Source organism: Paenibacillus endoradicis (genome assembly GCF_024721975.1).
In genome coordinates this window covers 1,076,719-1,097,931 of sequence record NZ_JANQBB010000001.1, presented here as the reverse complement: position 1 = coordinate 1,097,931, position 21,213 = coordinate 1,076,719, and the positions used below count along the sequence as shown (strand labels likewise).

29 protein-coding genes and 3 pseudogenes are annotated in these 21,213 nt (G+C 32.6%); all 32 read left to right on the top strand.

The annotated features are described in order from the left end of the window. The first annotated feature begins 209 nt into the window (after positions 1 to 209). A complete protein-coding gene (locus NV377_RS05130; RefSeq protein ID WP_258200078.1) occupies positions 210 to 884 on the top strand; it encodes an ATP-binding protein in 675 nt (224 codons plus the stop codon). 107 nt (positions 885 to 991) lie between these two features. Then, entirely contained in the window at positions 992 to 1,501 is a 510-nt protein-coding gene (locus tag NV377_RS05125) for a DUF6985 domain-containing protein (protein ID WP_258200077.1), read from the top strand. Between the two features lie 93 nt (positions 1,502 to 1,594). Next, a pseudogene (locus NV377_RS05120) lies at positions 1,595 to 1,723 on the top strand (VOC family protein); the annotation flags it as partial. Between the two features lie 206 nt (positions 1,724 to 1,929). Continuing rightward, positions 1,930 to 2,382 carry a hypothetical protein gene (locus NV377_RS05115; RefSeq protein WP_258200076.1) on the top strand — a complete coding sequence of 151 codons (453 nt, stop codon included), beginning with the start codon at positions 1,930 to 1,932 and terminating at the stop codon, positions 2,380 to 2,382. A gap of 274 nt (positions 2,383 to 2,656) precedes the next feature. Beyond that, positions 2,657 to 2,962: a GRAM domain-containing protein gene (locus NV377_RS05110; protein ID WP_258200075.1), complete on the top strand. Its 306-nt coding sequence runs from the start codon at positions 2,657 to 2,659 to the stop codon at positions 2,960 to 2,962. 85 nt (positions 2,963 to 3,047) lie between these two features. Beyond that, positions 3,048 to 3,527 (top strand): GNAT family N-acetyltransferase, encoded by a 480-nt coding sequence (locus tag NV377_RS05105; RefSeq protein WP_258200074.1) that lies wholly within the window; start codon positions 3,048 to 3,050, stop codon positions 3,525 to 3,527. Positions 3,528 to 3,864: 337 nt separating this feature from the next. After that, entirely contained in the window at positions 3,865 to 4,401 is a 537-nt protein-coding gene (locus NV377_RS05100; RefSeq protein WP_258200073.1) for a histidine phosphatase family protein, read from the top strand. A gap of 49 nt (positions 4,402 to 4,450) precedes the next feature. Then, positions 4,451 to 4,834: a nuclear transport factor 2 family protein gene (locus NV377_RS05095; RefSeq protein ID WP_258200072.1), complete on the top strand. Its 384-nt coding sequence runs from the start codon at positions 4,451 to 4,453 to the stop codon at positions 4,832 to 4,834. Between the two features lie 34 nt (positions 4,835 to 4,868). Beyond that, complete coding sequence (locus NV377_RS05090; protein ID WP_258200071.1) at positions 4,869 to 5,669, top strand: GNAT family N-acetyltransferase; 801 nt, start codon at positions 4,869 to 4,871, stop codon at positions 5,667 to 5,669. Between the two features lie 40 nt (positions 5,670 to 5,709). Next, complete coding sequence (locus NV377_RS05085; RefSeq protein ID WP_258200070.1) at positions 5,710 to 6,252, top strand: hypothetical protein; 543 nt, start codon at positions 5,710 to 5,712, stop codon at positions 6,250 to 6,252. A 276-nt stretch (positions 6,253 to 6,528) separates the two neighbouring features. Next, a complete protein-coding gene (locus tag NV377_RS05080; RefSeq protein ID WP_258200069.1) occupies positions 6,529 to 7,068 on the top strand; it encodes a P-loop NTPase family protein in 540 nt (179 codons plus the stop codon). Positions 7,069 to 7,103: 35 nt separating this feature from the next. After that, positions 7,104 to 7,508, top strand: coding sequence for a GNAT family N-acetyltransferase (locus NV377_RS05075; RefSeq protein WP_258200068.1), 405 nt, complete (start codon positions 7,104 to 7,106; stop codon positions 7,506 to 7,508). A gap of 156 nt (positions 7,509 to 7,664) precedes the next feature. Further along, positions 7,665 to 7,961, top strand: coding sequence for a hypothetical protein (locus NV377_RS05070; RefSeq protein ID WP_258200067.1), 297 nt, complete (start codon positions 7,665 to 7,667; stop codon positions 7,959 to 7,961). Positions 7,962 to 8,501: 540 nt separating this feature from the next. Further along, positions 8,502 to 8,624, top strand: coding sequence for a hypothetical protein (locus NV377_RS05065; RefSeq protein WP_258200066.1), 123 nt, complete (start codon positions 8,502 to 8,504; stop codon positions 8,622 to 8,624). Further along, a complete protein-coding gene (locus tag NV377_RS05060) occupies positions 8,625 to 9,503 on the top strand; it encodes a hypothetical protein (RefSeq protein WP_258200065.1) in 879 nt (292 codons plus the stop codon). Between the two features lie 223 nt (positions 9,504 to 9,726). Continuing rightward, complete coding sequence (locus NV377_RS05055; RefSeq protein ID WP_258200064.1) at positions 9,727 to 10,512, top strand: Cof-type HAD-IIB family hydrolase; 786 nt, start codon at positions 9,727 to 9,729, stop codon at positions 10,510 to 10,512. 30 nt (positions 10,513 to 10,542) lie between these two features. After that, positions 10,543 to 10,995 carry a hypothetical protein gene (locus NV377_RS05050; RefSeq protein WP_258200063.1) on the top strand — a complete coding sequence of 151 codons (453 nt, stop codon included), beginning with the start codon at positions 10,543 to 10,545 and terminating at the stop codon, positions 10,993 to 10,995. A 157-nt stretch (positions 10,996 to 11,152) separates the two neighbouring features. After that, entirely contained in the window at positions 11,153 to 11,548 is a 396-nt protein-coding gene (locus NV377_RS05045) for a hypothetical protein (protein ID WP_258200062.1), read from the top strand. A gap of 23 nt (positions 11,549 to 11,571) precedes the next feature. Continuing rightward, entirely contained in the window at positions 11,572 to 12,114 is a 543-nt protein-coding gene (locus NV377_RS05040) for a hypothetical protein (protein ID WP_258200061.1), read from the top strand. Positions 12,115 to 12,301: 187 nt separating this feature from the next. Continuing rightward, entirely contained in the window at positions 12,302 to 12,484 is a 183-nt protein-coding gene (locus NV377_RS05035; protein WP_258200060.1) for a hypothetical protein, read from the top strand. Between the two features lie 653 nt (positions 12,485 to 13,137). Further along, the gene (locus NV377_RS05030; protein ID WP_258200059.1) at positions 13,138 to 13,404 is read left to right on the top strand and encodes a hypothetical protein; all 267 of its coding nucleotides are present in this window, start codon (positions 13,138 to 13,140) and stop codon (positions 13,402 to 13,404) included. 166 nt (positions 13,405 to 13,570) lie between these two features. Continuing rightward, on the top strand, positions 13,571 to 13,966 hold the full coding sequence (locus NV377_RS05025; protein WP_258200058.1) for a hypothetical protein: 396 nt from the start codon (positions 13,571 to 13,573) through the stop codon (positions 13,964 to 13,966). An 82-nt stretch (positions 13,967 to 14,048) separates the two neighbouring features. Beyond that, positions 14,049 to 14,477, top strand: a complete 429-nt coding sequence (locus NV377_RS05020; RefSeq protein ID WP_258200057.1) for a GNAT family N-acetyltransferase — start codon at positions 14,049 to 14,051, stop codon at positions 14,475 to 14,477. Positions 14,478 to 14,544: 67 nt separating this feature from the next. Further along, the gene (locus NV377_RS05015) at positions 14,545 to 14,682 is read left to right on the top strand and encodes a hypothetical protein (protein WP_258200056.1); all 138 of its coding nucleotides are present in this window, start codon (positions 14,545 to 14,547) and stop codon (positions 14,680 to 14,682) included. Between the two features lie 55 nt (positions 14,683 to 14,737). Then, a complete protein-coding gene (locus NV377_RS05010) occupies positions 14,738 to 15,187 on the top strand; it encodes a hypothetical protein (protein ID WP_258200055.1) in 450 nt (149 codons plus the stop codon). Positions 15,188 to 15,421: 234 nt separating this feature from the next. Then, the gene (locus NV377_RS05005) at positions 15,422 to 15,826 is read left to right on the top strand and encodes a hypothetical protein (protein ID WP_258200054.1); all 405 of its coding nucleotides are present in this window, start codon (positions 15,422 to 15,424) and stop codon (positions 15,824 to 15,826) included. Positions 15,827 to 15,989: 163 nt separating this feature from the next. Next, positions 15,990 to 16,535 (top strand): nucleotidyltransferase family protein, encoded by a 546-nt coding sequence (locus NV377_RS05000; protein ID WP_258200053.1) that lies wholly within the window; start codon positions 15,990 to 15,992, stop codon positions 16,533 to 16,535. Between the two features lie 70 nt (positions 16,536 to 16,605). Further along, a complete protein-coding gene (locus tag NV377_RS04995; RefSeq protein WP_258200052.1) occupies positions 16,606 to 17,154 on the top strand; it encodes a GNAT family N-acetyltransferase in 549 nt (182 codons plus the stop codon). Positions 17,155 to 17,172: 18 nt separating this feature from the next. Beyond that, positions 17,173 to 18,678, top strand: a pseudogene (locus tag NV377_RS04990) (amidase family protein). Between the two features lie 135 nt (positions 18,679 to 18,813). Next, on the top strand, positions 18,814 to 19,425 hold the full coding sequence (locus NV377_RS04985) for a hypothetical protein (protein ID WP_258200051.1): 612 nt from the start codon (positions 18,814 to 18,816) through the stop codon (positions 19,423 to 19,425). Between the two features lie 245 nt (positions 19,426 to 19,670). Further along, positions 19,671 to 20,462 (top strand): phosphotransferase, encoded by a 792-nt coding sequence (locus NV377_RS04980; RefSeq protein ID WP_258200050.1) that lies wholly within the window; start codon positions 19,671 to 19,673, stop codon positions 20,460 to 20,462. 308 nt (positions 20,463 to 20,770) lie between these two features. After that, positions 20,771 to 21,169, top strand: a pseudogene (locus tag NV377_RS25890) (NUDIX domain-containing protein); the annotation flags it as partial. Positions 21,170 to 21,213: the final 44 nt, after the last annotated feature.

Here is a 21,213-nt window from a genome sequence, read left to right as displayed (position 1 = left end):
CTTCGCATAACACTATATTCACGCATCGGGCATACGCCCTCGCTCCGGTAGGAGATATTTACAGGGAAGCATATTTATCCGAAGAACCTTGCACTGCCTAACCGCGTCGTGGCCACTTGCTATGGTCGTTTAAGGAAGTGAAGGTTCATGAATACCTTAAAGTTTTAAGAGAGAAGGGCAACCTGGTAAACAAAAGGGGAATCATAATTATGACAATTATAAGCATTGAAGGAGCAAGTGCAGGTGGGAAGACAACAACCTCAGCTGCACTTACTAATCAAATAGGGGCATTTCATATTCCAGAGGTTGCTTCATGGTGGAAGAAGCCTAAACAAGAATACCCAGAATGGTTTTTCGAAAGACAGATCGACCGATGGAAGATTGCTTCTGAAAAAGAGCAAGATGGTCTAGTGATAATTGACATCGATTTATATCAGCCCTTTTGGTATAACTGGGCATTTGATTTTAAGTTATTTAACGGACAAACATTAGAATTTGTTGAAAATTTTTATAGACCGTTATTGAGTCAAAGAAAATTAGGTTTTCCGGATAAGTATTTTTTACTTTATACTAGTGAATCTACCTTAAGGGAAAGGAAGAGAAAAGATGAAACTAGATTGAGAAGAGGATTCGAATTAAACCTAAAATTCATTGAACCTCAAATGAGATATTTTCAAGCATTGAATGAGTTTTGCCCAGGATTAGTCTGTTTTATTGAGTCGGTTGAAGTTGAAAGTAACGTAAATAAGATAAAGAGTGAATTAGTTAATTGTAAGCATAATCATAGATATTCTCTTGATCTTTTTGACTTTATGGTTAATTGGACAAAGACAAATAAGGCATTTTTTGATAGCAAACTCGAAGAGAGCCCGACCATCTTATAACATAGCATTAACGCTATATCGTTTCGAAGGAGAGCTTGCTCATTAGTGTCATGATTAAAACTTTGGATATTCTAGTTGAGGTGCTTAATAATTAGGAGGGAAATACTATGGCTGAAAAATTTCATTTAGAACACGTTGGAGTAGTAGATACTTCAGACGAGAACTTTATGTCTGGATTTGGGTTACTCACTTTATTCCAATGTAATGTTGAATATCGTTTTAGTACCGAAGACATGAGTTTGGAGGAAGCAGAATGCTATATTCAAGATGTTTTAAATCATTTGCCGGATGAAACCATTAATGAAATATGCATTAAAGCATGTGAATGGAAAACCGTCAAAATGTCCAGTGATACCATGGAGTATCCTAATGGATTAGCCCAAGCTTTTGGAAGGGAGATTTTGGGCTATATGGAGGTAGGGGAAGTTGATCTTTATAGAAATCCTTATGATAGAAACGATAATACATTTGGTGTAACTCTAGGGGGAGGCACAGAATGGGACACTGAAAATGGTATGGAGATTGTTATACTTGGCAGTAAGGTTATTGAGGTGGGTGAGTATTTAGGTTACGGAAAATCTGCAATATGGAAAGAAACTTTGGAAAATAGTAAGTAAGTTCTATGCAATGCAAAGAACATTATGACGATTATCAGTATAACAGATGAATAACAAGTTATTTTATTATTGCACTAACAGGAATCACTAGTAAGTAATGATGCTCTTATAACAGTTCCAGCCCATGATACATTTTGGGGTGGATATTCGGGATACTTTCAAGATCCAGATGGACATTTGTGGGAAGTTGTTTGGAACCCACAGTGGGAGATCGAAGATTAATCGTTTATACTTATCCACTAAAAATTTTGTGCGAGTATTTGAAGAAGGTACTGACATCTTATAATACAGTATACACGCATATGGCATACGCCTTTGGTCACTCTGAAGCTTTTGACAAAGTAGCAGACTCATATGACAACTTGCTGAGCAAGTTCGTGATTAATTGAACGTTATCTCAAACCAGTGAAAAGGAGATAAAACAAAGAATGACCAAGAAATTTCAAACAAAGACCCCAACATCTATGTATTTTCAATTAATTACATTTTCTTTATTAGCATTATTTCATTTAAGATTAGCATTGCTAATTAAAGAGAATACGCTACTATTTATTATTCACTTAATATTTAACCTAGCATTAGTAAGCGTTATATTAGGTTTACTAGCCAAGATATTGATGAAAAATAATCAATTGGAAATTATGGATGATAAAATAAAGCTAAACAATGTCGAAGTTTCAATAGATAAAATCGAGAAGATTATCATTCAGGGTTATTTTATTCAAAGCCTTGGTATTAAATTATATGGGAAAAAGTTCATATTGAATGATCTACATTTTAGATTCAAAAATAATGAAGATATGAATATAGAGGATTTTAAAAAGTGGGCTGATAAGAATGGCATAAATATAACTAGTGAAAGAATAAAAAGACGGTTATAGAGCAGATGACGAAAGCAGCACAAGTTGTCACTTGCCTCAGATAACACCGCATAAATGCATGGTTGTATACACTACTCTGTCACTGGTGAAGATTTTAACAGAGAAGCAGATTCACGTAACAACCCTGCAAGGCTAAGTCTGACGAACCGACCGCTGCGCTCACTTAAGCCTTTCGGGTTCGTTAATGCAAGAACGAAAGGTGTAATCTTTGGATAAATAAAAAGATATAAATAGATCTGTATTTCAAAATTCGAATTAAAAAAGGATGAATAAATTGAGTGATAATAAAGAATATATCCATTTTGATGTATTTGCAAATCTGTTTAGAGGAATTGAGTCTGTAGGTGGTAGATTGAAGATTTCCGACCGAAGTGTGTTATTTGCTTCACATGCTTTAAATATTCAACAAGGTAGTACCGAGATTAAGATTGACCAAATAACTTCGATTAAAAAACGAAATACCTTGGGAATAGTACCGAATGGAATATTAATTACAACGCGAGATGAAGTACAATATAAATTTGTAGTTTGGAATAGACAAGAAATTATTGAATTTATAAACAAAAGATTAAGTAGGTAATAACTAAGTGGCTGAGCAAGTTCGTGATTAATTGAACGTTATAAGAAAATACAAATAAATTAAAGAATAAAGGTGATCACTATATATGAATTATGAATTAATAAAAGCTACAGAAGATTACAAAGATGTTTTAAGAAATCTAATGCAATTCTATATTTATGATTTTTCTGAATTTGTCAAATGCGATGTCGAAGACGATGGATTATTTGGGACATACCCACATTTAGAAGACTATTGGAGAGAGGTAAATCATAGATTTCCATATGTTATTAAACAAAATGACAAATATGTAGGCTTTGTATTGGTAAGACTTATTGAATCAAAAGAGCGCAATTACTTTTCTATTGCTGAGTTTTTTATATTGAAAAAATATAGAAAAGAAGGAATTGGTAAAGCAGTAGCTAAACAAATTTTCAACTTACACAAAGGACAATGGGAAGTCTATCAAATTGAGACTAATAAACCTGCACAATTATTTTGGAATAAAACCATTAATGAATACACTCAAGGTAATTTTAAGGAGCGTATTGAAAACAAAAGAAAGATTCAAGATTTTGAAAACTAATCATAGAAGTCATGTTACATCAGATAACACAGTATTCTCACAGTAGCTGCGCCTTGGTCAGCAGAGGAGTATCAAGAATACAATGGCTGTCTGACAACTTGCTGCACAAGTTGATAAATACCTGAACGTTAGGTGAAACATCTGAATTGATAAAACACTGTGAATAAACGTAAGAAAAGATCACCAGCAACTATAAACAGTTTAATCCTCGCATCATGTTCAACATCAGTTGAAGGACCTCCTAAGAAACCATTCTAATAACATGTGAACTTACATCGTGAAATCAAGAAAGTTATATGAAATATGACGAGAGAATACAAAATCAGGAGAAAAATGAATGAAAGTTGGATTAGTTAGACATTTCAGCGTAGTGGATATTACGAAAGCTCTTTGGATGACATCATCAGAATTTAATAGTTGGGTCGAATACTATGACCAATGCGATATTAAAAGTGATGAATTTATAGAGAAAATATATTGGGATCTTTGTTATTCCAGTGATCAACCTAGGTCAGTAAAAACAGCTGAACTGATCTTTAAAGACAAAATAATTACAACAAACCTATTGAGAGAAATACACATTAAGGCAATATTACAAACTAAATTTAAGTTACATCGTTCATTCTGGTTAATCTTGGGCAGAGTAGGTTGGTTGTTAAATCATTCTACACAGGAAAGTAAACAAGACACTATATTAAGAGCAAAAAGAGTAATTGACGAGATTGAATTAAATGATAATAGCAATATATTGGTAGTTACTCACGGCGCCTTTATGACAGTACTAAGTAAAGAACTGAAAAGAAGGGGTTATATAGGTGACAATTTTTTGAGACCTCTAAATGGTAAGGTTTACTTATTTGAAAGAGATTTTTGATAATAGCTCTTGAAGCACAATGTACTTATAACCTGAGAGGGGAATTTTTGTGGACAGAAAAGAAATTGATAAGATCATTCAGAAATATATTAAATCGTATAACTCTTTTGATATTAACGGAATCGTAAATCTTTTGAATGAGGATATAGAATTTAGAAACATTTCAAGCGGAGTGATTAATGCAGAAACAAGTGGCATTCAAGCATTTAAAGGTTTAGCAGAACAATCAGCAGAGATATTTTCACAACGTTGTCAGAGAATTATTGAATGTAAGTATCGTGATGATAGAGTTAAAGCTGAAATTGATTATGAAGCAATAATTGCTAAGGATCTACCTAATGGTCTGAAAGCAGGAGATAAGATTCAACTAAGAGGACAATCAATATTTAAGATCAAGAATGGAAAGTTATCATTAATCGAAGATCATAGTTAAAGAATATTAAAAAACCGAATGGAGTAATTATCGTATGATTGAATGTTGTGAAATAAATAACTTAGAAGAAATACAAAACTTTAGACTAAAATATCTAGAATCACTTGTTGCACCAATGGATGGCATGTGGGAGAGCTCTATTATTGGAAATTCAACCTTTTCGATTATAAAATATAACGGAAATAAAGCAGGATACTTCTGTGTAGACTCAAACATGTGTTTACTTCAGTTTCATTTATTAGAAGAATTTCGAATGCTTGCTCAAGACATATTCCGGTTTATAATTTCTTGCAAAAATATTAGTAATGCGATTTGCAGCACTATTGAGCCTTTCTATTTATCTTTATGCTTTGATTTAACTAGGAAAATTTCTATTAACAGTTATCTCTTTTATGATGGGATAAGGATAAAACCATCGCTATCTAATTTCAACAATAAAATCTTCAAGAAAGCGACGTTAGGAGATTTGGAAGAAGTAATTGATTTTTACACAATTAATACTGAAGGTAGCGGCGAATGGATAAGGGACTTTATAGAGCAGTTGCTACTACGAGAACAATTATTTATTTTGTATAATGATCGAAAAATTTTAGGAACTGGGGAGTGTATTATTAGTCAGAAGCAAAAGCCTTATGCAGATGTGGGCATGGTTGTCTCAAGAGAACATAGGAGAATGGGAATTGGCACATATATTCTTACACTATTAAAAGAGCATTGTTATGAAGTTAATTGTAGACCCATATGTTCGTGTTCTCAGACAAATATAGGATCTAAAAAAACTATAGAGAAGGCTGGATTTATTAGTTCTCATAGAATTTTAAATGTTACATTTTAATAGTTGTAAATCAATTTATGAAATATGAAAGGTGATTACCATGAATGAAACATTAATTGAGGACAATGGATTATATACCCTGCCATTGTACCAAAAGGCAAAACTCAAAAGAGCAGTTCTTATTTTATATTTGTTTATAATAATGCTTTTTGTTGGTTTCATTCTTATACCAGGTAACGATTTTACAAAGGTCATATTGAATATTAGTTCTCTATTATTTTTAGTATTGTTCGGATATTTCTGGCTTTCAACAGTTTTCATTAATAAGCCTTACTTAATTGTTACTGACCAGTATCTTGAATATAAGTGGTTATTTGGTCATAAAATTATTGAATTAAATAAAATACATCAAATTTCTTTTTACAGAGAAAACGGTGTAACTATGTTTGGAATATGGGCTAAAGACCAAAGTAAACCGTCATTTTCGGAAAAAATAGACAGAATTTTTGGAAGGGATTATTCAGTTAGTATTGTTGTTTCTTCGTTTTCGAGTATAGACTTTAATAAATTAAGATTTACAATATTGTCAAAAGTAGATAGTGAGACTAATCGAATAATATCCAATCAGCAAGACGTAATTTAGTAGAAATAGTATATAAATCTTCTAAGAAATTAAATCAACGAAACGCATCTATATTACTAGACATTCAGATGGGACTGATATTAATGAATACAAAACTAATATTAGTTGATGGCATGCCGGGATCAATTTATTGGAGAAACTGCTTTCTGGAACAAGGAAATTGGTTCGCTATTAATACATGAAACTGTTTAGAATTAGATGAGAAAATCTAATGCCAGATTCACGCCGAGGTATTCGCCTTGGTTGGAGATGGAATTAGCTTAAATGAAGGGGACGATGTATATTAAAATCCGTATAATTGGAGCTTGCGGGAGTGGGAAGTCATTTATAGCAAAAGTGTTATCAAAAAAATATGGAATTAACTACTATGAACTAGATAACCTCGTCTGGGATAAAAGTGCAGTAAATGTGAGATATCCAATAGAAATACGAGATTCTAAGTTATGCGAAATTATTAATAAAGAGTCTTGGATAGTCGAAGGCGTTCATTATAAGTGGGGACATGATAGTTTCAAAAATGCTGATTTAATATTTATCATTAAACCTAATAAGTTTATTCGTGATTTTAGAGTTATTTATAGATTTATAAAAACAAGATTGGGTATCGAACAATGGAATTATAAACAATCATTAAAAAATTTATTTCAGATGCTATTCATATGGAATCGCGGATACGACAAGGAAGGTATTTATACAATATTGGAATTGACAAGTAGTTTCTCATACAAGAGAGTAATAGTAAAGAACAATCAAGAGATTTTGAAACACATCGAAGAACACTCGTTAACAGTTTACAAAGTGAATGATCTTACATAACACGGTAATTAGAAGAGTATATCGGGGGAATTAAATTGAAGATAGAACTGGCAACTGAAAAAGATTATACATACATTGTGGAAAGAGATATCCATATTCCTAAGTCCCTTGTAAGAGCGAAAATTAATGAAAAGGAGATCTTTATACTTAAAGAATTAGAGAAAGAAATAGGTTGGATGAGATACGGATATTTTTGGGATAATATCCCTTTTATGAACATGATATGGATTGATGAAGAATATAGAGGACAAGGAATTGGAAAGGAAATTGTATTGTATTGGGAAGAAATGATGAGGCAAAGTGGATTTAAGCTAGTTATGACATCAACTCAATCTGATGAAGAAGCACAACATTTTTATAGAAAACTTGGATATCGAGATGCCGGGTGTTTACTACTGGAGACTCAACCTCTTGAAGTCATACTGATAAAAAAGCTCTAAAATCACATGTCTGCTGCGACATAATCACTTTAGGGGAAGCATAGAATAGGGCTCGGAAAATAGTAGGGAAATTGTTATACTTGGCAGTAAGGTGTCTGAGGTTGTAAGTAAATACCTTATAAATAATAACAAGAATTTAAGTGGAAGGTGATGGAAATGAAATTTAAGTATTTTGTCATGATAGGGATGTTCTTGATGATTATGACTCTTCTAACGGGGTGTATTCCTGGAGATGGAAATAATAACGCTGAACATCATGCGGGATTTTTTATGGGTATCTGGCATGGATGGATTGCTCCTATTTCATTACTACTTGGTTTATTCAACCATGATATTAGATTGTATGAAACATATAATTCAGGTTGGTGGTATGACTTTGGATTTTACATCGCTGTAATAAGTGGTTTCGGCGGAGTTTCACTTTTCCGTCGAAAGAAAGTAGAACGAGATTAATATCGAATTTCTAGTATAGCAGTACGCTTACCAACACAGAAACTCACTTCAGATCAAAGTTATCTAAAGTGGGTTTCTGTTATATTGTTGATTTTACTATTGCACACCGAAATTAATAAGTAGAGGTGTTCCATTATTTTTCTTTTTGGTTCTTTTTATGGATGCCCGTCATTATCTTGCTACCTATATCAATCTTTCTCTATTGGTTAGATGGTGGAATCCTGTCAATTTCCGTTTTCATAGAAAAATTTCATCGTTTACCATTAAATCCACTTAAGAAATTCACAGTTTGGGCTTCATTTGCTGTACATGCTATTGGAAACTCTCCGCTTTGGATAATTTTACTTCTAGGTATTCTAAACTCGCCGTTAGATAGGAAGGATCATAGCGCTTAAACGAGCGATTAAGTGAATTCAAGTAGACATTCTTACAGGAGACATAACAATTTAATAAATTTGAACTTACTGAATAAGCTATTAAATCTAAATGGATAAATATAGTTGCTGTGCAAACATTAAACTTTATCCAAAGGTAGAAAGAATGAACTTGCAACAATTCCCAATTATTCCTCGTATTAATAAGAAGTGGTTACTTGAAATCGTATCAGATTACAGTGTTGGTGATAACTATGCAGTATTTTCTCAAACAATCGGAGGCGATTGAATGAAATCAATAATAAGTTTAATGCTTTTATTTCTATTGTTTTTGTCGGCATGTGGCATCAATAAATCATTTTCACCTTTAAGCGATACATCAGTTCTAATAATTGATACAGAAGATGCCAATATAGATAATGTTGATCTTCATGAATTACATTCATTACCCGACTTAATTGATTTAACTTTCAGCTCTTTAGAGATGAAGGAACTTCAAGAGGGTGAGGTTGCAACGGATTGGAAGTATATGAAATCAATATCATTTGGAGAAATAGAGAATAGTAATGCTGTATTAGAAATATACGAAATAACTGACTCTAGTGAAATACTATTAAATCAAATAAATGGAGTATTGAAATTCAATAACAAACAATTTCTCATTATTGATCTATCACGCACATTAATTGAAAATGATTCAAATATTTGCCCTCAAGTATGTATGTTTCAACATTATTTCTCAAATCAAAACCGTTATCAATTAATAGGAACTGTTGATATATCACTCAATGGACCTGGATTGAGAAAATATTTGGTTTACGATAATACTACAAGCAAAATATTGGACTTTGATTTATGGGGAGAACCTAGCTTTATCGATTTAGATGCTGATGGGAATGAAGAATTTATTATACAATTTCAAGGATTACATTTATCGTTGCCTGATCTCTCCATTATTAGAACAATGAATGGAGAATTGGAAATCAGTGATTCTGTTTTCAACTCCATACAAAAAAATCAAGGAGACTTTGCTAATCTAAATATTGATACAAATCCACCATTTATAACTATTTCAAATTTCGAAAATGAGAACGGAAAAATCTACAACTATTCATATAACGAGGGAATATTAAAAAAGGTAAAAAGCAAAGAGGATCTAGGCTCATAGATCGATTACTTCATCATTTATTACCTCATCGTAAGGCTTCATATATTCAAATGGTTATCGAGGTATTAAAGCCTGGTGGTCATTTTGGATTAATCTGCTTTTCTTCTGGATTTACTGAATCTGGTAGGGCAGAGGAAATTTCAGATATCGATGTATAAGGGGTAATCCATCGTTAGGAAGTTATTATTAGAATGCTGAGTGAATAACTTGAGACGCATTAGAGGTGATATCAATAAAGTATCCAATTGTAGTACTAGATTTAGATGGAACTGTTCTAAACTCGGATAAACAGATTTCAGATCGTACTTTTAAGTCTATTATGGATTGTTCTAATCATGGAATAAGATTTTTCTTCGCTACTGCACGCCCACCGAGAGCAGTAAGGTCTTTGTTAAGCGATGAATTACTAAATATAGCTTCATTAATATATTACAATGGAGCGTATATCAATTGTAAATACACAGGTATACATCGTCATGAACCAATTGAATCAATTCTTACAGCTGATGTTTTAGATTATTGTTTGAATATTAATCCTGAACTGGATATTAGCATTGAAATGAAAGATGAATGGATGAGTTTAAGGGAATACGACTATACAACACTTATGAGAGTCAAAGGACATCCAATTGTAAAATCATTACAAGAACTCAAAACTATCGATGCAACAAAAATCCTATTCTCAGGCAAGATAGATATTAATTTATTCAAAGAAAAATTTGCTTCTCGATTAAACATATATGTCACAGATGGTGGAAATCTCGTTCAAGTCTCTTCAATAAAGGCTTCAAAAGAAAATGCTGTACAAATTTTATGTAAAGAAATGAGTATAGCATTAGATAACGTTATGGTTTTCGGGGACGACTTTAATGATCTTGGATTATTTAGGATTTGTGGGTGGCCAGTAGCAATGGGAAATGCAATTGAAGAATTAAAAGCCATAGCCAAAGAAATTACAGATACGAATGATAACGATGGTGTGGCAAAAATATTGGAACGGCTATTGTAGGTAACTTTGCATTAAGGATGTGGTCTCCTCTTGGAAAAAGCAGAAAAGAAGTATGGGAATTTTATAATGAATAGCCAATATGATAGATGGACACTTTATCCATTGATTATAAGTCAAATTTGCCAACTATTAATGTTAACTGCATCTTTTATTAATACTATGAAGTATAAAATTTCCATTTTTTTATTTTTCCTAGTTCTTGCAGGAATATTTTTAGTAATACATACAAGGCAAGTAAGAAAGGAAAAGTTACTACACATTGAAAATCACCAGCTAATATATGATCAAGAAACTATTAAAGCGTTACATATAAAAGAAATAGTGATAGCTAATCGTAGTATTAAAATAAGCAGACTACATAATATCAATAGAGGACGAAGCATTCGAATGAGTGTCAAAGACCAAAAATACATGGAACAATTAAGAGAGGAGATGACCATATTTGCAAGAAAAAACGAACTAAAAATCAGAAGAGAAGAATAAGTTTTATCTTAGAAGTCTGAGACATCCGTTAGTTTATGATAAAAAGATGTTTATGATCCTGATTACGCGTTGCCTCGAGGGGAGTCTATTAAGAATTGCTAGTTAATAGAAATAAAGAGATTATGGTAAAGTTAACTTTTGAGAGGTGATTGAGTTTATGGGTGAGGCTTGTAAGTTGAGCTGTAGTCACTGTTCCTACAATAAAAAGGTGTTTTTAGGTTTTGGATTTAGATATATGAATTTGATTTCCATCTTAGAATGGTATAAAGATGATGAAGGTAAACAGCGAATCAGCGAGTTTATGAATGAAAAGGACACGACTTTTGATTGCTTTGATGGTCTGTATGTATGTCATAAGTGCCATTATCAACTAAATGAAGTATATTTACATATTAGTTCAGAATCCCAAACTTATACTAACAGTTACATATGTCCACGTTGTACAGCTCCAATGCCATCAATGCCCTTAGATAATCTTCAAAATAATGCACTCGATTGTCCTGAATGTGGGCAAGAAAAGCTAGAAGTGAATTTTTATATGGACTGGGATTAGGGTGTAACTCTGGGGAAATTCTAGTGAAAATTTTATCAACTTTAAAGAAGCTTAATATGAAGTTTTTTAACAGATCTGAACAAGAAAAAAGAACTAAGTTTGATGAAGTTATTGTCCCCGCAGCTGGTTGTGTAGCTTGTGGATGGAATGTCGATGAGAATCTTGTTCTCATCAGCAGTTCAGGTTACAGCATTACTGAAGCAAAAACGGGATTGTTAATCCATAGAGATCGCGATTCCAATTTAACTTACGAAAAAATAAGTAATAACAATTTAACCTTTCAAGTGCCATTAAGTAATGAGTGTATAAGTGTTTTTGGTTTTGAATCAGGTGATGGGATTCATTCAACAAATGATGGGTGGGTTATTAAAGTTATAAGTCCATGGTGGCCAATAGAATCTGTAATTATCGAAAATGTTTTTAGATCGAATTATAAATACCTTAATGACGCTACTATGATTGATTTAAACAGGTTAGATGGGAACATAAGAAGTGGATTTTCTCCATCGGGTAATAAACTGGTTATTATGGGATCAGGTGGTGCATTAATTTATTCAAGAGAGTAATATCTTTCATTAGGCTAGAGTAAGGTATAACCGATAACTAACAAATGCATTCTGAATCAGTACATTCGCTCCTAAGTTACTAAGTGCAGGATTTAAGCAGTTAATTCTGGTAACGCAAAGAGAGGACTGAAAGATTAGTTTTAAATGAACGGCTAAATCTAATTTTTAGAGTTACATGGAGGATAAAATGAAGGACACCTTAAATACCTTTTATGTATTAATTGTAGGAATCATTTCGATCTTTACTAAAGAGATAGTAACGTTTATTATGCTTGGTTTTATTTTGTTGGCATTAAATAATATATTAATAGTTCAAAAAGAAATTTCAAAAAAATTAGACAATCAAAATATTAATAACACAAAAGATTGATGAGGTGTGAGTATGAATTATTATGATAGACATATTAATGATTACTTCCTTAAATTTGTGATTTGAAAGATATCGCACTTACCTCTATATGTTACGATTTCGATCATCGATTAGAGCAGCCAAATAACATAAATGGATTATTAAATGCAAGACCGATGATACTTCAAGAAGCATCAAGACTGCTAGAGTATATGAAATTAGGTGATATAAAAATTGTTGAAGATTATTACGTAATTTATAGTGACAAGAGCATGCTAGAAATATTGTAAGTCATTCATTGAAGTATAGTAGATATTCAAACATTATAAGGAAACCGGAGAATATCTTTATCAAGGAGGATATTACTCCTAGTAGAATGGTAAATTTAATTATGTTATAAGTTTGAAAATGAAAACAGTCCATTCAGTACTTAGTGTATTCCTCGCATCATGTCCCGCACAAGGAAAGTATTCAGTTAATAAACTATTCTAAGAACCACTAATGACAAATTCATAATTAATTTCAGCACAATAAATCTTATAGGATTTACATGACAGCTACCTGAAAGTTAGGAGAAACTTTGGAAAACAGGATACGTTTGATTCCATCTAGCAGGATCTAATCAATATCCAAATTAGTTGGGAAAAGTGGAATTAAAGAGAGCAGGTGATTAGTTGAAGAAAAATGATAAATATAATCCTTATGATGATGATACATTACACTCTATTCAACAAGAAGAAATTCGAGAATCAATAGATGCACGGAAAGGATTCAATGATGTAATTAAACATTATGATGCAATTAATGGACATCAAACACCAAAGAGACTAGAACAACTACCTAATAGAATAAGAAAATATGTAAAGATCATAATTATTATCTGGGTAGTTTCATTCTTAGGCTTTCAGATCTATTCATTAATTAATAGTATTTCTAGTTAGATATTTTCCTAAAAAAAATAATGCATACTCTAACTATTTCACATATCACAAAATCCACGTGAGGCTACGGCTTGGAAACTTGCATGATTAAGATATGAATACCTGAACGATATTTGAAATCTACGTCTAGAAACAATATACATATTAAAAATTAGAGGTGATTATAATGTCTACAATTAAATCTCCTGGTGGATCCACTTTCCCATATTACTATAAAGGTGGTGAAGTACATTGCCTAAAATTCGGAAGCTACTTCAAAGACCACGCAAAATTGATATGTGTAATGAAAGAAGAAGTGGAATTTATCCAAAAAAACAATAAGCAATTACGCATTTGGGTAGATTTTTATGACACAACTATTAATAATACGATATTAATTGAATTTTTAAATAGTTTGATTGAAATTGAAAGACATATCTTAAAATTATCTGTTGTTGGACTTTCAAATAAATCAAAATGGCAACTCAATAGGCTAAAAAAGAAGATCCCATATAATAAGGTAAATCCAATGAAATATTATATAGACCCAGAAGATGCAAAAACCTGGTTGGTAAGTGAATAAAAACTTGAATCAAATGAAGTACAATTGCTGGTAAAACAAAAAACGTAACCCAATCAAAAATACAGTGTCAGAAAGGATATCAATGAATAATAAATATAAAACGTTAAACAGAGTACCCACGATTATAGAATATAAATCCATTTGTTCTGCCGTTGGATGGAACGATTTTATGAATTTTGATGTCGCAGAAGCCTCATTAAACAATTCCTTATTTGGTGTAGTTATTCAATATGAAGATGATATAGTTGGGATGGGAAGAGTAATTGGAGACGGCAATATTTACTTTTATATTCAAGATATAGCTATTCTCCCCGATCATCAGAATAAGGGAATAGGTACTTTAATAATGACTGCAATAACTGAATTCTTAAAGGTTAACGCACCTGAAAAATCATTTATTGGAATGTTTGCTTCTCATGGAAAAGAGTCATTTTACAAAAAGTATGGTTTTAATGAACATGAGGGAATGACAGGAATATTTGGAGTCATGCATGAAGGTAACATTAAGTAAATTTTTTTGAAACTCAAAGTTAACTTTATGAGAGAAGTAACAATTTTTTTGGGGAGGTATGATACTCATGAGTCTAAACCTTTTAAGAGCAGTTGATAATGATCTAGCATATCTAGCACAAATGAATAAAAGCTTAATTGATGATGAGGGTAGTTCAAATCCAATGACATTAGATGAGTTAGAAAAACGAATGAACGGATGTTAACTCTAATTTACAAGAAAGTCAGTTAAAATCCTAGTAAAAGAAGGAGAAGTGCAGTATGCGTCTTTTATTGGCTACTATACTTATATTATTAAGTATTGGATGTTCTAATGAAACTATCACCGAAGAGATTATTCTGATTGAACCCGATCAGATACAGGAAATTTCATTTATAAATAAACCAGGTCGTGTAACCATTGTTTTCAATGAATCTCGTGGCGTTGATATTATTGTATGGACGAAAGATCTTGACCCTCTAGAAGACTATGAAATCGCACTTGTTTACAATGATAAAAATGGAGGAGTAATCTTTGGTCCTGAAGCAAATCTAGAAATAAAAATTGGGAATATTGAAGGAGAAACCATACTACATCCAAACCATAATGGTGAACTCTATGTTTCAATGTTAAACCCTGAGCGAATATTTACAGGTGCAGAACAAATGAAAATTGAAATTAGCACTATTAACAAGCAGAAAGTTATAGAATCGTATCCATTTAGATTCTGATACGAATACTTTGATTGATTGGATATACACGTTCATTAATGAATATAATTTAGATTCAATATTCTTAATCAACAATGACGCTATTGTCACACCTTTGGGATCAATAGCAGCTTGTAAATTTGAAGATATCATTAATAATGTAAATACAAATATGTTAAGTCCAATTATATTAACTTAATCAAATTCAAATGTAATTAGTAAAAGGGAGGCGTCATTATTAAGAAGAATATACTTATGTTATTATTGGTATGTTTTTTAATGGGTTGCCAAGATAATATTGAAAATGCGGAGTCCGTAGTTCCGCAACCTCTAAGTTTGACAGAAGTATATCCTACGAATATACAAGTCGTAGATAAAATTGAACTATTAGACGGGAATTCTGGTGAACGGAAAATAATAGAAGATAAGAGTGAAATTACAACATTTATTAATTCAATAAAGGATATTCAATTAATTCCTCACGAAAATCAAGAAGATAGAGTTGGTTTCAATTTTAGCATATCACTATATGAAGACGGAGAACGAGTTTTCGGGTTTACATCTACTAATTTGAATGGGACATATATGCAAACAAATACTGAGTTTGAGAAACATATTCGATCTTTTTTTAAAAAGCATTACGGAAGAGATACGTGGTAAGCGCTAGTAACATATATCACCACATATACATATAGACTAAGCCTCAATTTCTGAAAATTCGGTTGCTTCATATAATATCTATCTATGGTGGACGTCTATCATGTATACAAGAACGTTATACATAAGATCAAAGACAAATTAGTTAAAGGGGTTAAAGTCAACGTTGTTAAAACAAAGGTTAATAGAAATCATGTTAAGAAATGATGAATTAATAGAGGACTTAACGCTGGTGAGAGATCTGAATTTACCAAACTCGTGGATCGCAGCAGGTTATGTTAGAAATTACTGTTGGGATAGTCTACATGAATATCATCGTCAATCTTTACTCGAAGATGTCGATATTATTTATTATGATCAATCTGATTTAACTTTTGATAAAGAAATTGAATATGAAGAGCAATTAAAGCTAAAGAAGTCAACACATAATTGGTCAATAAAGAATCAGGCAAGGATGCATATAACAAATAATACTAAACCCTATGTTGATATAGAAGATGCCATGAGACATTGGCCAGAAACCGCAACGGCCGTAGGAATAAGGATGAATTGGGAGAATGACATTCAAGTCATAGCCCCACTAGGATTAGAAGATTTATTTGACTTAAAGATAAGAAAAAGCACTCATTTTCAAGACGTAGATTATTTTCATAATAGAATCAACTCAAAGAATTGGTTACATAAATGGCCTAAATTAAGAATTGTGGAATAACTGCTAACTAAGTATAACTTTGATCATAAGGTTACAAACCTAATAAACAATACATTACAGGAGGCAATATATGTTCAGTCATATTATTAATGATGACCTTCAATTGAGAATTTTTGAAATGCGTCATGCTGAAGAACTATTTAATTTATCAGATTGCAATCGGGATTACTTAAGAAAGTGGTTACCTTGGGTTGATGAAACGATAAGTGTTGAGCAAACAAGAGATTATATACAATTCTCATTGAATTTATTTGCCAATAACAACGGATTTAACTTGGGTATCTTTTATAAAGAAAGGATTGTCGGTTGTATAGGATTACATAGCATTGACTGGGATAATAAAAAAACGACAATTGGATATTGGTTGGCAGAAGAACATCAAGGAAATGGAATTATAACAAGAACATGTCAATCAGTTATTAATTATGTATTTAGTGAATTGTCTCTTAACAGAATTGAAATAAGGGCAGCTGAATTAAATTTAAAGAGTCGGGCAATTCCAGAAAGACTTCATTTTAGTTATGAAGGGTTAGTTAGACAAGCAGAATGGATTAACGATCATTATGTAGATCATGTTATTTATGGTTTATTGAAAGAAGATTGGAAAGAAATTAACTAGTAATAATCATAGTGGTACATGGAGGTATATATGAATAATCCTTTTCAAATCATGAATATTAATGTAGAAGAAGCGACCATTTTAGATTTACAATCTGCGATGGAACAAGGAAGTATTACTTCGAGAGAATTAGTACTTTATTATTTATTTCGAATTGCACTGTATGATCAAGATGGTCCTAATATAAATTCTATTATGGAAATAAATCCTGATGCTATTTTTATAGCCGAAGCACTTGATTTAGAGAGGGTACATAAGGGGAGTAGAGGAACTTTACATGGTATCCCTATACTTGTCAAAGATAATATTGAAACTGGTGATAAGATGCGTACTAGTGCAGGAACGCTGGCATTATCACAGCATGTGAGTACGAAGGATGCTTTTCTGATTCATTCGTTAAGAGAAGCTGGAGCAGTCATTCTAGGTAAAACCAATATGACAGAATTGGCAAACGGAGTCTCTTCTTCGATGTGGGCAGGTTACAGTTCAAAGGGAGGACAGGTCTCTCATCCTTATGGTGAGTTTTTCACAGGTGGGTCCAGTACTGGATGAGCTGCGGCAATTGCGATGAATTTTGCAACCGCCGCAATAGGCACAGAAACCTCCGCTTCCATTCTAAGTCCTGCCATACAAATGTCCATCGTGGGTATTAAGCCGACTGTAGGATTAATCAGCCGTTCTGGCATCATCCCATTTTCTTACTCTCAAGATACGGCCGGCCCGATGGCAAGAACTGTGTCTGATGCGGCAATTTTGCTTAATGCACTTGTGGGAAGGGATGAACACGACCCTGCTACCTGGAGAAATGATAACGCTCCTACAAAGAGGGAATATACCGCGTTTCTTGATAAAGAGGGATTATATGGAGCAAGAATTGGTGTCTTTAAGGAGGTACCCGATCATGTCTTAAATTCTGGCGAATATGATGAAGTTCTTTACAAACAAGCAGTTTCAGAGTTGATTCAAGCAGGTGCTGTTGTTATTGAAGAGATCAGTATTCCTTCTTTCCATGGACCTTGGCAATGGAACAAAATGGATTTGGAATTCAAACATGGACTTGATAATTATTTATCTAAACTTCCATCTCATATGCCCATTCATTCAATGTCCGAGCTAGTCAAATGGAATACCGATCATGCTGAAGAAGCATTGAAATATGGACAAGATAGCTTAATCTATCGAGAAAAGCTGACAAATCCTCTAAAAAGTAAGGATTATATCTTGGATTCAATAATGGATCTGTATCTCTCACAGACACAAGGCATAGATTACGCTATAGACAGCAATCAATTGGATGCGATAATGTTCCCTGCATATATTGGAGCAGATATAAGTGCCAAAGCAGGCTATCCGTCAATTGCCATTCCTGCAGGGTATCGAAAGAACGGACGACCATTTGGGATAACGTTTGCTGGAAAAGCATTCAGTGAGCCAACGTTAATTCACATTGGCTATGCTTTCGAACAACGAACTAAACATCGTAAAAATCCGGATTGTAATTATGATCCAAGTAGAAAAGACTAAAGATTATTAATATAAACAGAGAAAAAAACACTAAGCAAATTAATTGATTTTGCAGTTAGTCTCGAGGAGCAACTTATTTCCATATTAATCCGTTATATGTTAATGACAGGATTTAGAGGAAGTGGGAGTGAGTTAATGAAAAGTAAAAGTGCAGTTTATATAATTACTATTGTTATTCTCGTAATTGGTATTACTGTTGGTATGTTAATTTCCAAGTCATCTAAAGATAGTGAACCGGTAGTTTCAGCAACACCAGTAGTAAATGAAAGTTCAACGCAAACGCCGACGGTAAAACCGACTCCAACACTAACAAATGAGAATCTTCTGAACAAAAATTACAATTCTGGGGATGTAGTAGATATCTCCATAGCGAATTTATCAGATTCAGTAGTCACGGTCACTGATAGCTTGATGGATTCAGATGGACATGTCTATGAGATCTTTAATAAACAGGACGAAACAGCAAACAGTATTGTCATTCATCTTAACAAACAGTTTACAACTTTGAACTACTCCGTTTATAGTTTGGCGATTTTAGGGAAGAGCGATTTGGATGGGGAGATTATTATTAGTGAATCCACGAAAGAAGGAGAGCAAATTGGTAATCCAATCTTAAAGACTGTAATACCAGTTGATGAAATTTACCCTGAAAATATCTCAGTAGATGTAACAGGTTTAGATTATGTTGTAATCGTTGACCGAGTACAAAATCTGCAAACGTATAATTTCAATGCGGTTGCCAAATGATTTTCTTAGCTCAGGATACCAGTCACTTTAGCTAGCACAAGTCTTACTTAGCGTACATTCTTCATTAGTAGAAAGTATTTGTTTGCATAGTAGAATAATCTCCTAGTATAGGCCCACCCAATAAAAGCGAGAGCAAGCATTAGGTGGGTTTCCTTCGTGATTAAATGTACTTTATCCAGATTTTAAATAGGCATTCATTAGTAGTACATTCGCAACTTAATGTTGTTTGAAAAGAGGAAGTTACAATGAAAATCGGCGAATTAATTGGTATTGGAAATACTGCAAAGGTATATCAATGGGGGAAGAATGAAGTATTAAAATTATTTTATGATCAAAGTTCTGCGTTGATTGAAGCGAAAAACGCAGAACTAATAAATAACTTAAAGTTGAGTGCTCCCAAATTTTCTGGTCTATTAGAGTGTGAGGGGAAAATTGGTATCGTTTACGAAAAAATTGATGGTCCCACGATGTTGTGGCACATCGAACCAACAGAAAAGAGTATTTCTAATAATGCTAGGCTTATGGCAAATCTTCAATCTGAGATGCACAATGTTGAAAATAACGTTCTTCCGAATCTTAAATCCGAAATCGCTGATAAAGTTAATAGATCACAAGAAATCGTAAATGAAAAGAAAGAAATTATTACAGATATATTGAACTCATTACCTGACGGAAATAGCATTTGTCATTATGATTTCCATCCAGACAACATTATTATTTCACCTAATGGTCCTATAATAATTGATTGGATGAATCTATTAGTCGGTAACCAAGAAGCTGATATCACTAGAACATCAATGATGATTCAATCACATTCGCTACCGCCTAGTGCTCCAAGTTGGTTAATTGATAGAAAACTTCGTGAGCTCTTTAATAAAGAATACTTAAGTGAGTATATTAAGCTCAATGATATGAATGATGAATTTCTTGAGCGTTGGATGATACCAACTTTAGCAGCAAGAATTGATGAGATGCAAGGCGAGTATAGACAAGAAATTAAAGATAATTTACAAATAAGGTTAAGTAGAGTCATATAAGTATTTAGTTATGGATTGCATGAATACCTTTACATTACCTAAATCACAAAAATAAAAAGATTGGAGGATTGAAATAATTAAGTTAAACTCGGTTGAAGTTCTAGCTAAATTAGTAGACGAAGATGATTATCAACTTGGGGTAGTATTGTAGGATAAGAATGGACTTTAAAACTACTTAATCTATTGAATAACACAGTATGCTTTATCAAAAATACTCAATAGTAAGGATGTTGTAAATGACTAAGTATCATCGGCATTTAGGGGTGTACGGAATCTGTTATCGTGATAATTAACTACTAGTAGTCCATAAAACAAGAGGACCATACAGGAACAGGTTTGATTTACCTGGCGGAACTATTGAAGCTAATGAATCTATCATTCCAGCACTCTATCGTGAATTCCAAGAAGAAATTGGACTACTTATTAATGTAGACAAAAATATTGGAACTTCAGAATTCATTGTTAAATATAACATAAGAGAAAGTACACATATTCAACATATAGCAATATTTCTAAAGGTTAGCATAGAATCATCTATTGAAAATTCTATACTATCTGATGATACTTCCGGTTCGGAGTGGGTTAATCTAGATTTCATCACAAAAGAAAACTCATCACCTTTAGTTGTAACAGCAAAAGAATACATAATTACTAATAATTTCGAATTGATTAGTTTGACCTTTGAAGACTGGATAGTGAATGAGTGAAGTGAAAACAAGAACATGATCTGGCCTTATTTACTAGAAAATAG

Coding starts and splice junctions, on each gene's coding strand:
- NV377_RS05130 (WP_258200078.1), top strand. CDS start 210: ATGACAATTATAAGCATTGAAGGAGCAAGTGCAGGTGGGAAGACAACA.
- NV377_RS05125 (WP_258200077.1), top strand. CDS start 992: ATGGCTGAAAAATTTCATTTAGAACACGTTGGAGTAGTAGATACTTCA.
- NV377_RS05115 (WP_258200076.1), top strand. CDS start 1,930: ATGACCAAGAAATTTCAAACAAAGACCCCAACATCTATGTATTTTCAA.
- NV377_RS05105 (WP_258200074.1), top strand. CDS start 3,048: ATGAATTATGAATTAATAAAAGCTACAGAAGATTACAAAGATGTTTTA.
- NV377_RS05100 (WP_258200073.1), top strand. CDS start 3,865: ATGAAAGTTGGATTAGTTAGACATTTCAGCGTAGTGGATATTACGAAA.
- NV377_RS05090 (WP_258200071.1), top strand. CDS start 4,869: ATGATTGAATGTTGTGAAATAAATAACTTAGAAGAAATACAAAACTTT.
- NV377_RS05085 (WP_258200070.1), top strand. CDS start 5,710: ATGAATGAAACATTAATTGAGGACAATGGATTATATACCCTGCCATTG.
- NV377_RS05080 (WP_258200069.1), top strand. CDS start 6,529: ATGTATATTAAAATCCGTATAATTGGAGCTTGCGGGAGTGGGAAGTCA.
- NV377_RS05070 (WP_258200067.1), top strand. CDS start 7,665: ATGAAATTTAAGTATTTTGTCATGATAGGGATGTTCTTGATGATTATG.
- NV377_RS05065 (WP_258200066.1), top strand. CDS start 8,502: ATGAACTTGCAACAATTCCCAATTATTCCTCGTATTAATAAGAAGTGG.
- NV377_RS05060 (WP_258200065.1), top strand. CDS start 8,625: ATGAAATCAATAATAAGTTTAATGCTTTTATTTCTATTGTTTTTGTCG.
- NV377_RS05045 (WP_258200062.1), top strand. CDS start 11,153: ATGGGTGAGGCTTGTAAGTTGAGCTGTAGTCACTGTTCCTACAATAAA.
- NV377_RS05035 (WP_258200060.1), top strand. CDS start 12,302: ATGAAGGACACCTTAAATACCTTTTATGTATTAATTGTAGGAATCATT.
- NV377_RS05025 (WP_258200058.1), top strand. CDS start 13,571: ATGTCTACAATTAAATCTCCTGGTGGATCCACTTTCCCATATTACTAT.
- NV377_RS05020 (WP_258200057.1), top strand. CDS start 14,049: ATGAATAATAAATATAAAACGTTAAACAGAGTACCCACGATTATAGAA.
- NV377_RS05015 (WP_258200056.1), top strand. CDS start 14,545: ATGAGTCTAAACCTTTTAAGAGCAGTTGATAATGATCTAGCATATCTA.
- NV377_RS05010 (WP_258200055.1), top strand. CDS start 14,738: ATGCGTCTTTTATTGGCTACTATACTTATATTATTAAGTATTGGATGT.
- NV377_RS05005 (WP_258200054.1), top strand. CDS start 15,422: ATGTTATTATTGGTATGTTTTTTAATGGGTTGCCAAGATAATATTGAA.
- NV377_RS04995 (WP_258200052.1), top strand. CDS start 16,606: ATGTTCAGTCATATTATTAATGATGACCTTCAATTGAGAATTTTTGAA.
- NV377_RS04985 (WP_258200051.1), top strand. CDS start 18,814: ATGAAAAGTAAAAGTGCAGTTTATATAATTACTATTGTTATTCTCGTA.
- NV377_RS04980 (WP_258200050.1), top strand. CDS start 19,671: ATGAAAATCGGCGAATTAATTGGTATTGGAAATACTGCAAAGGTATAT.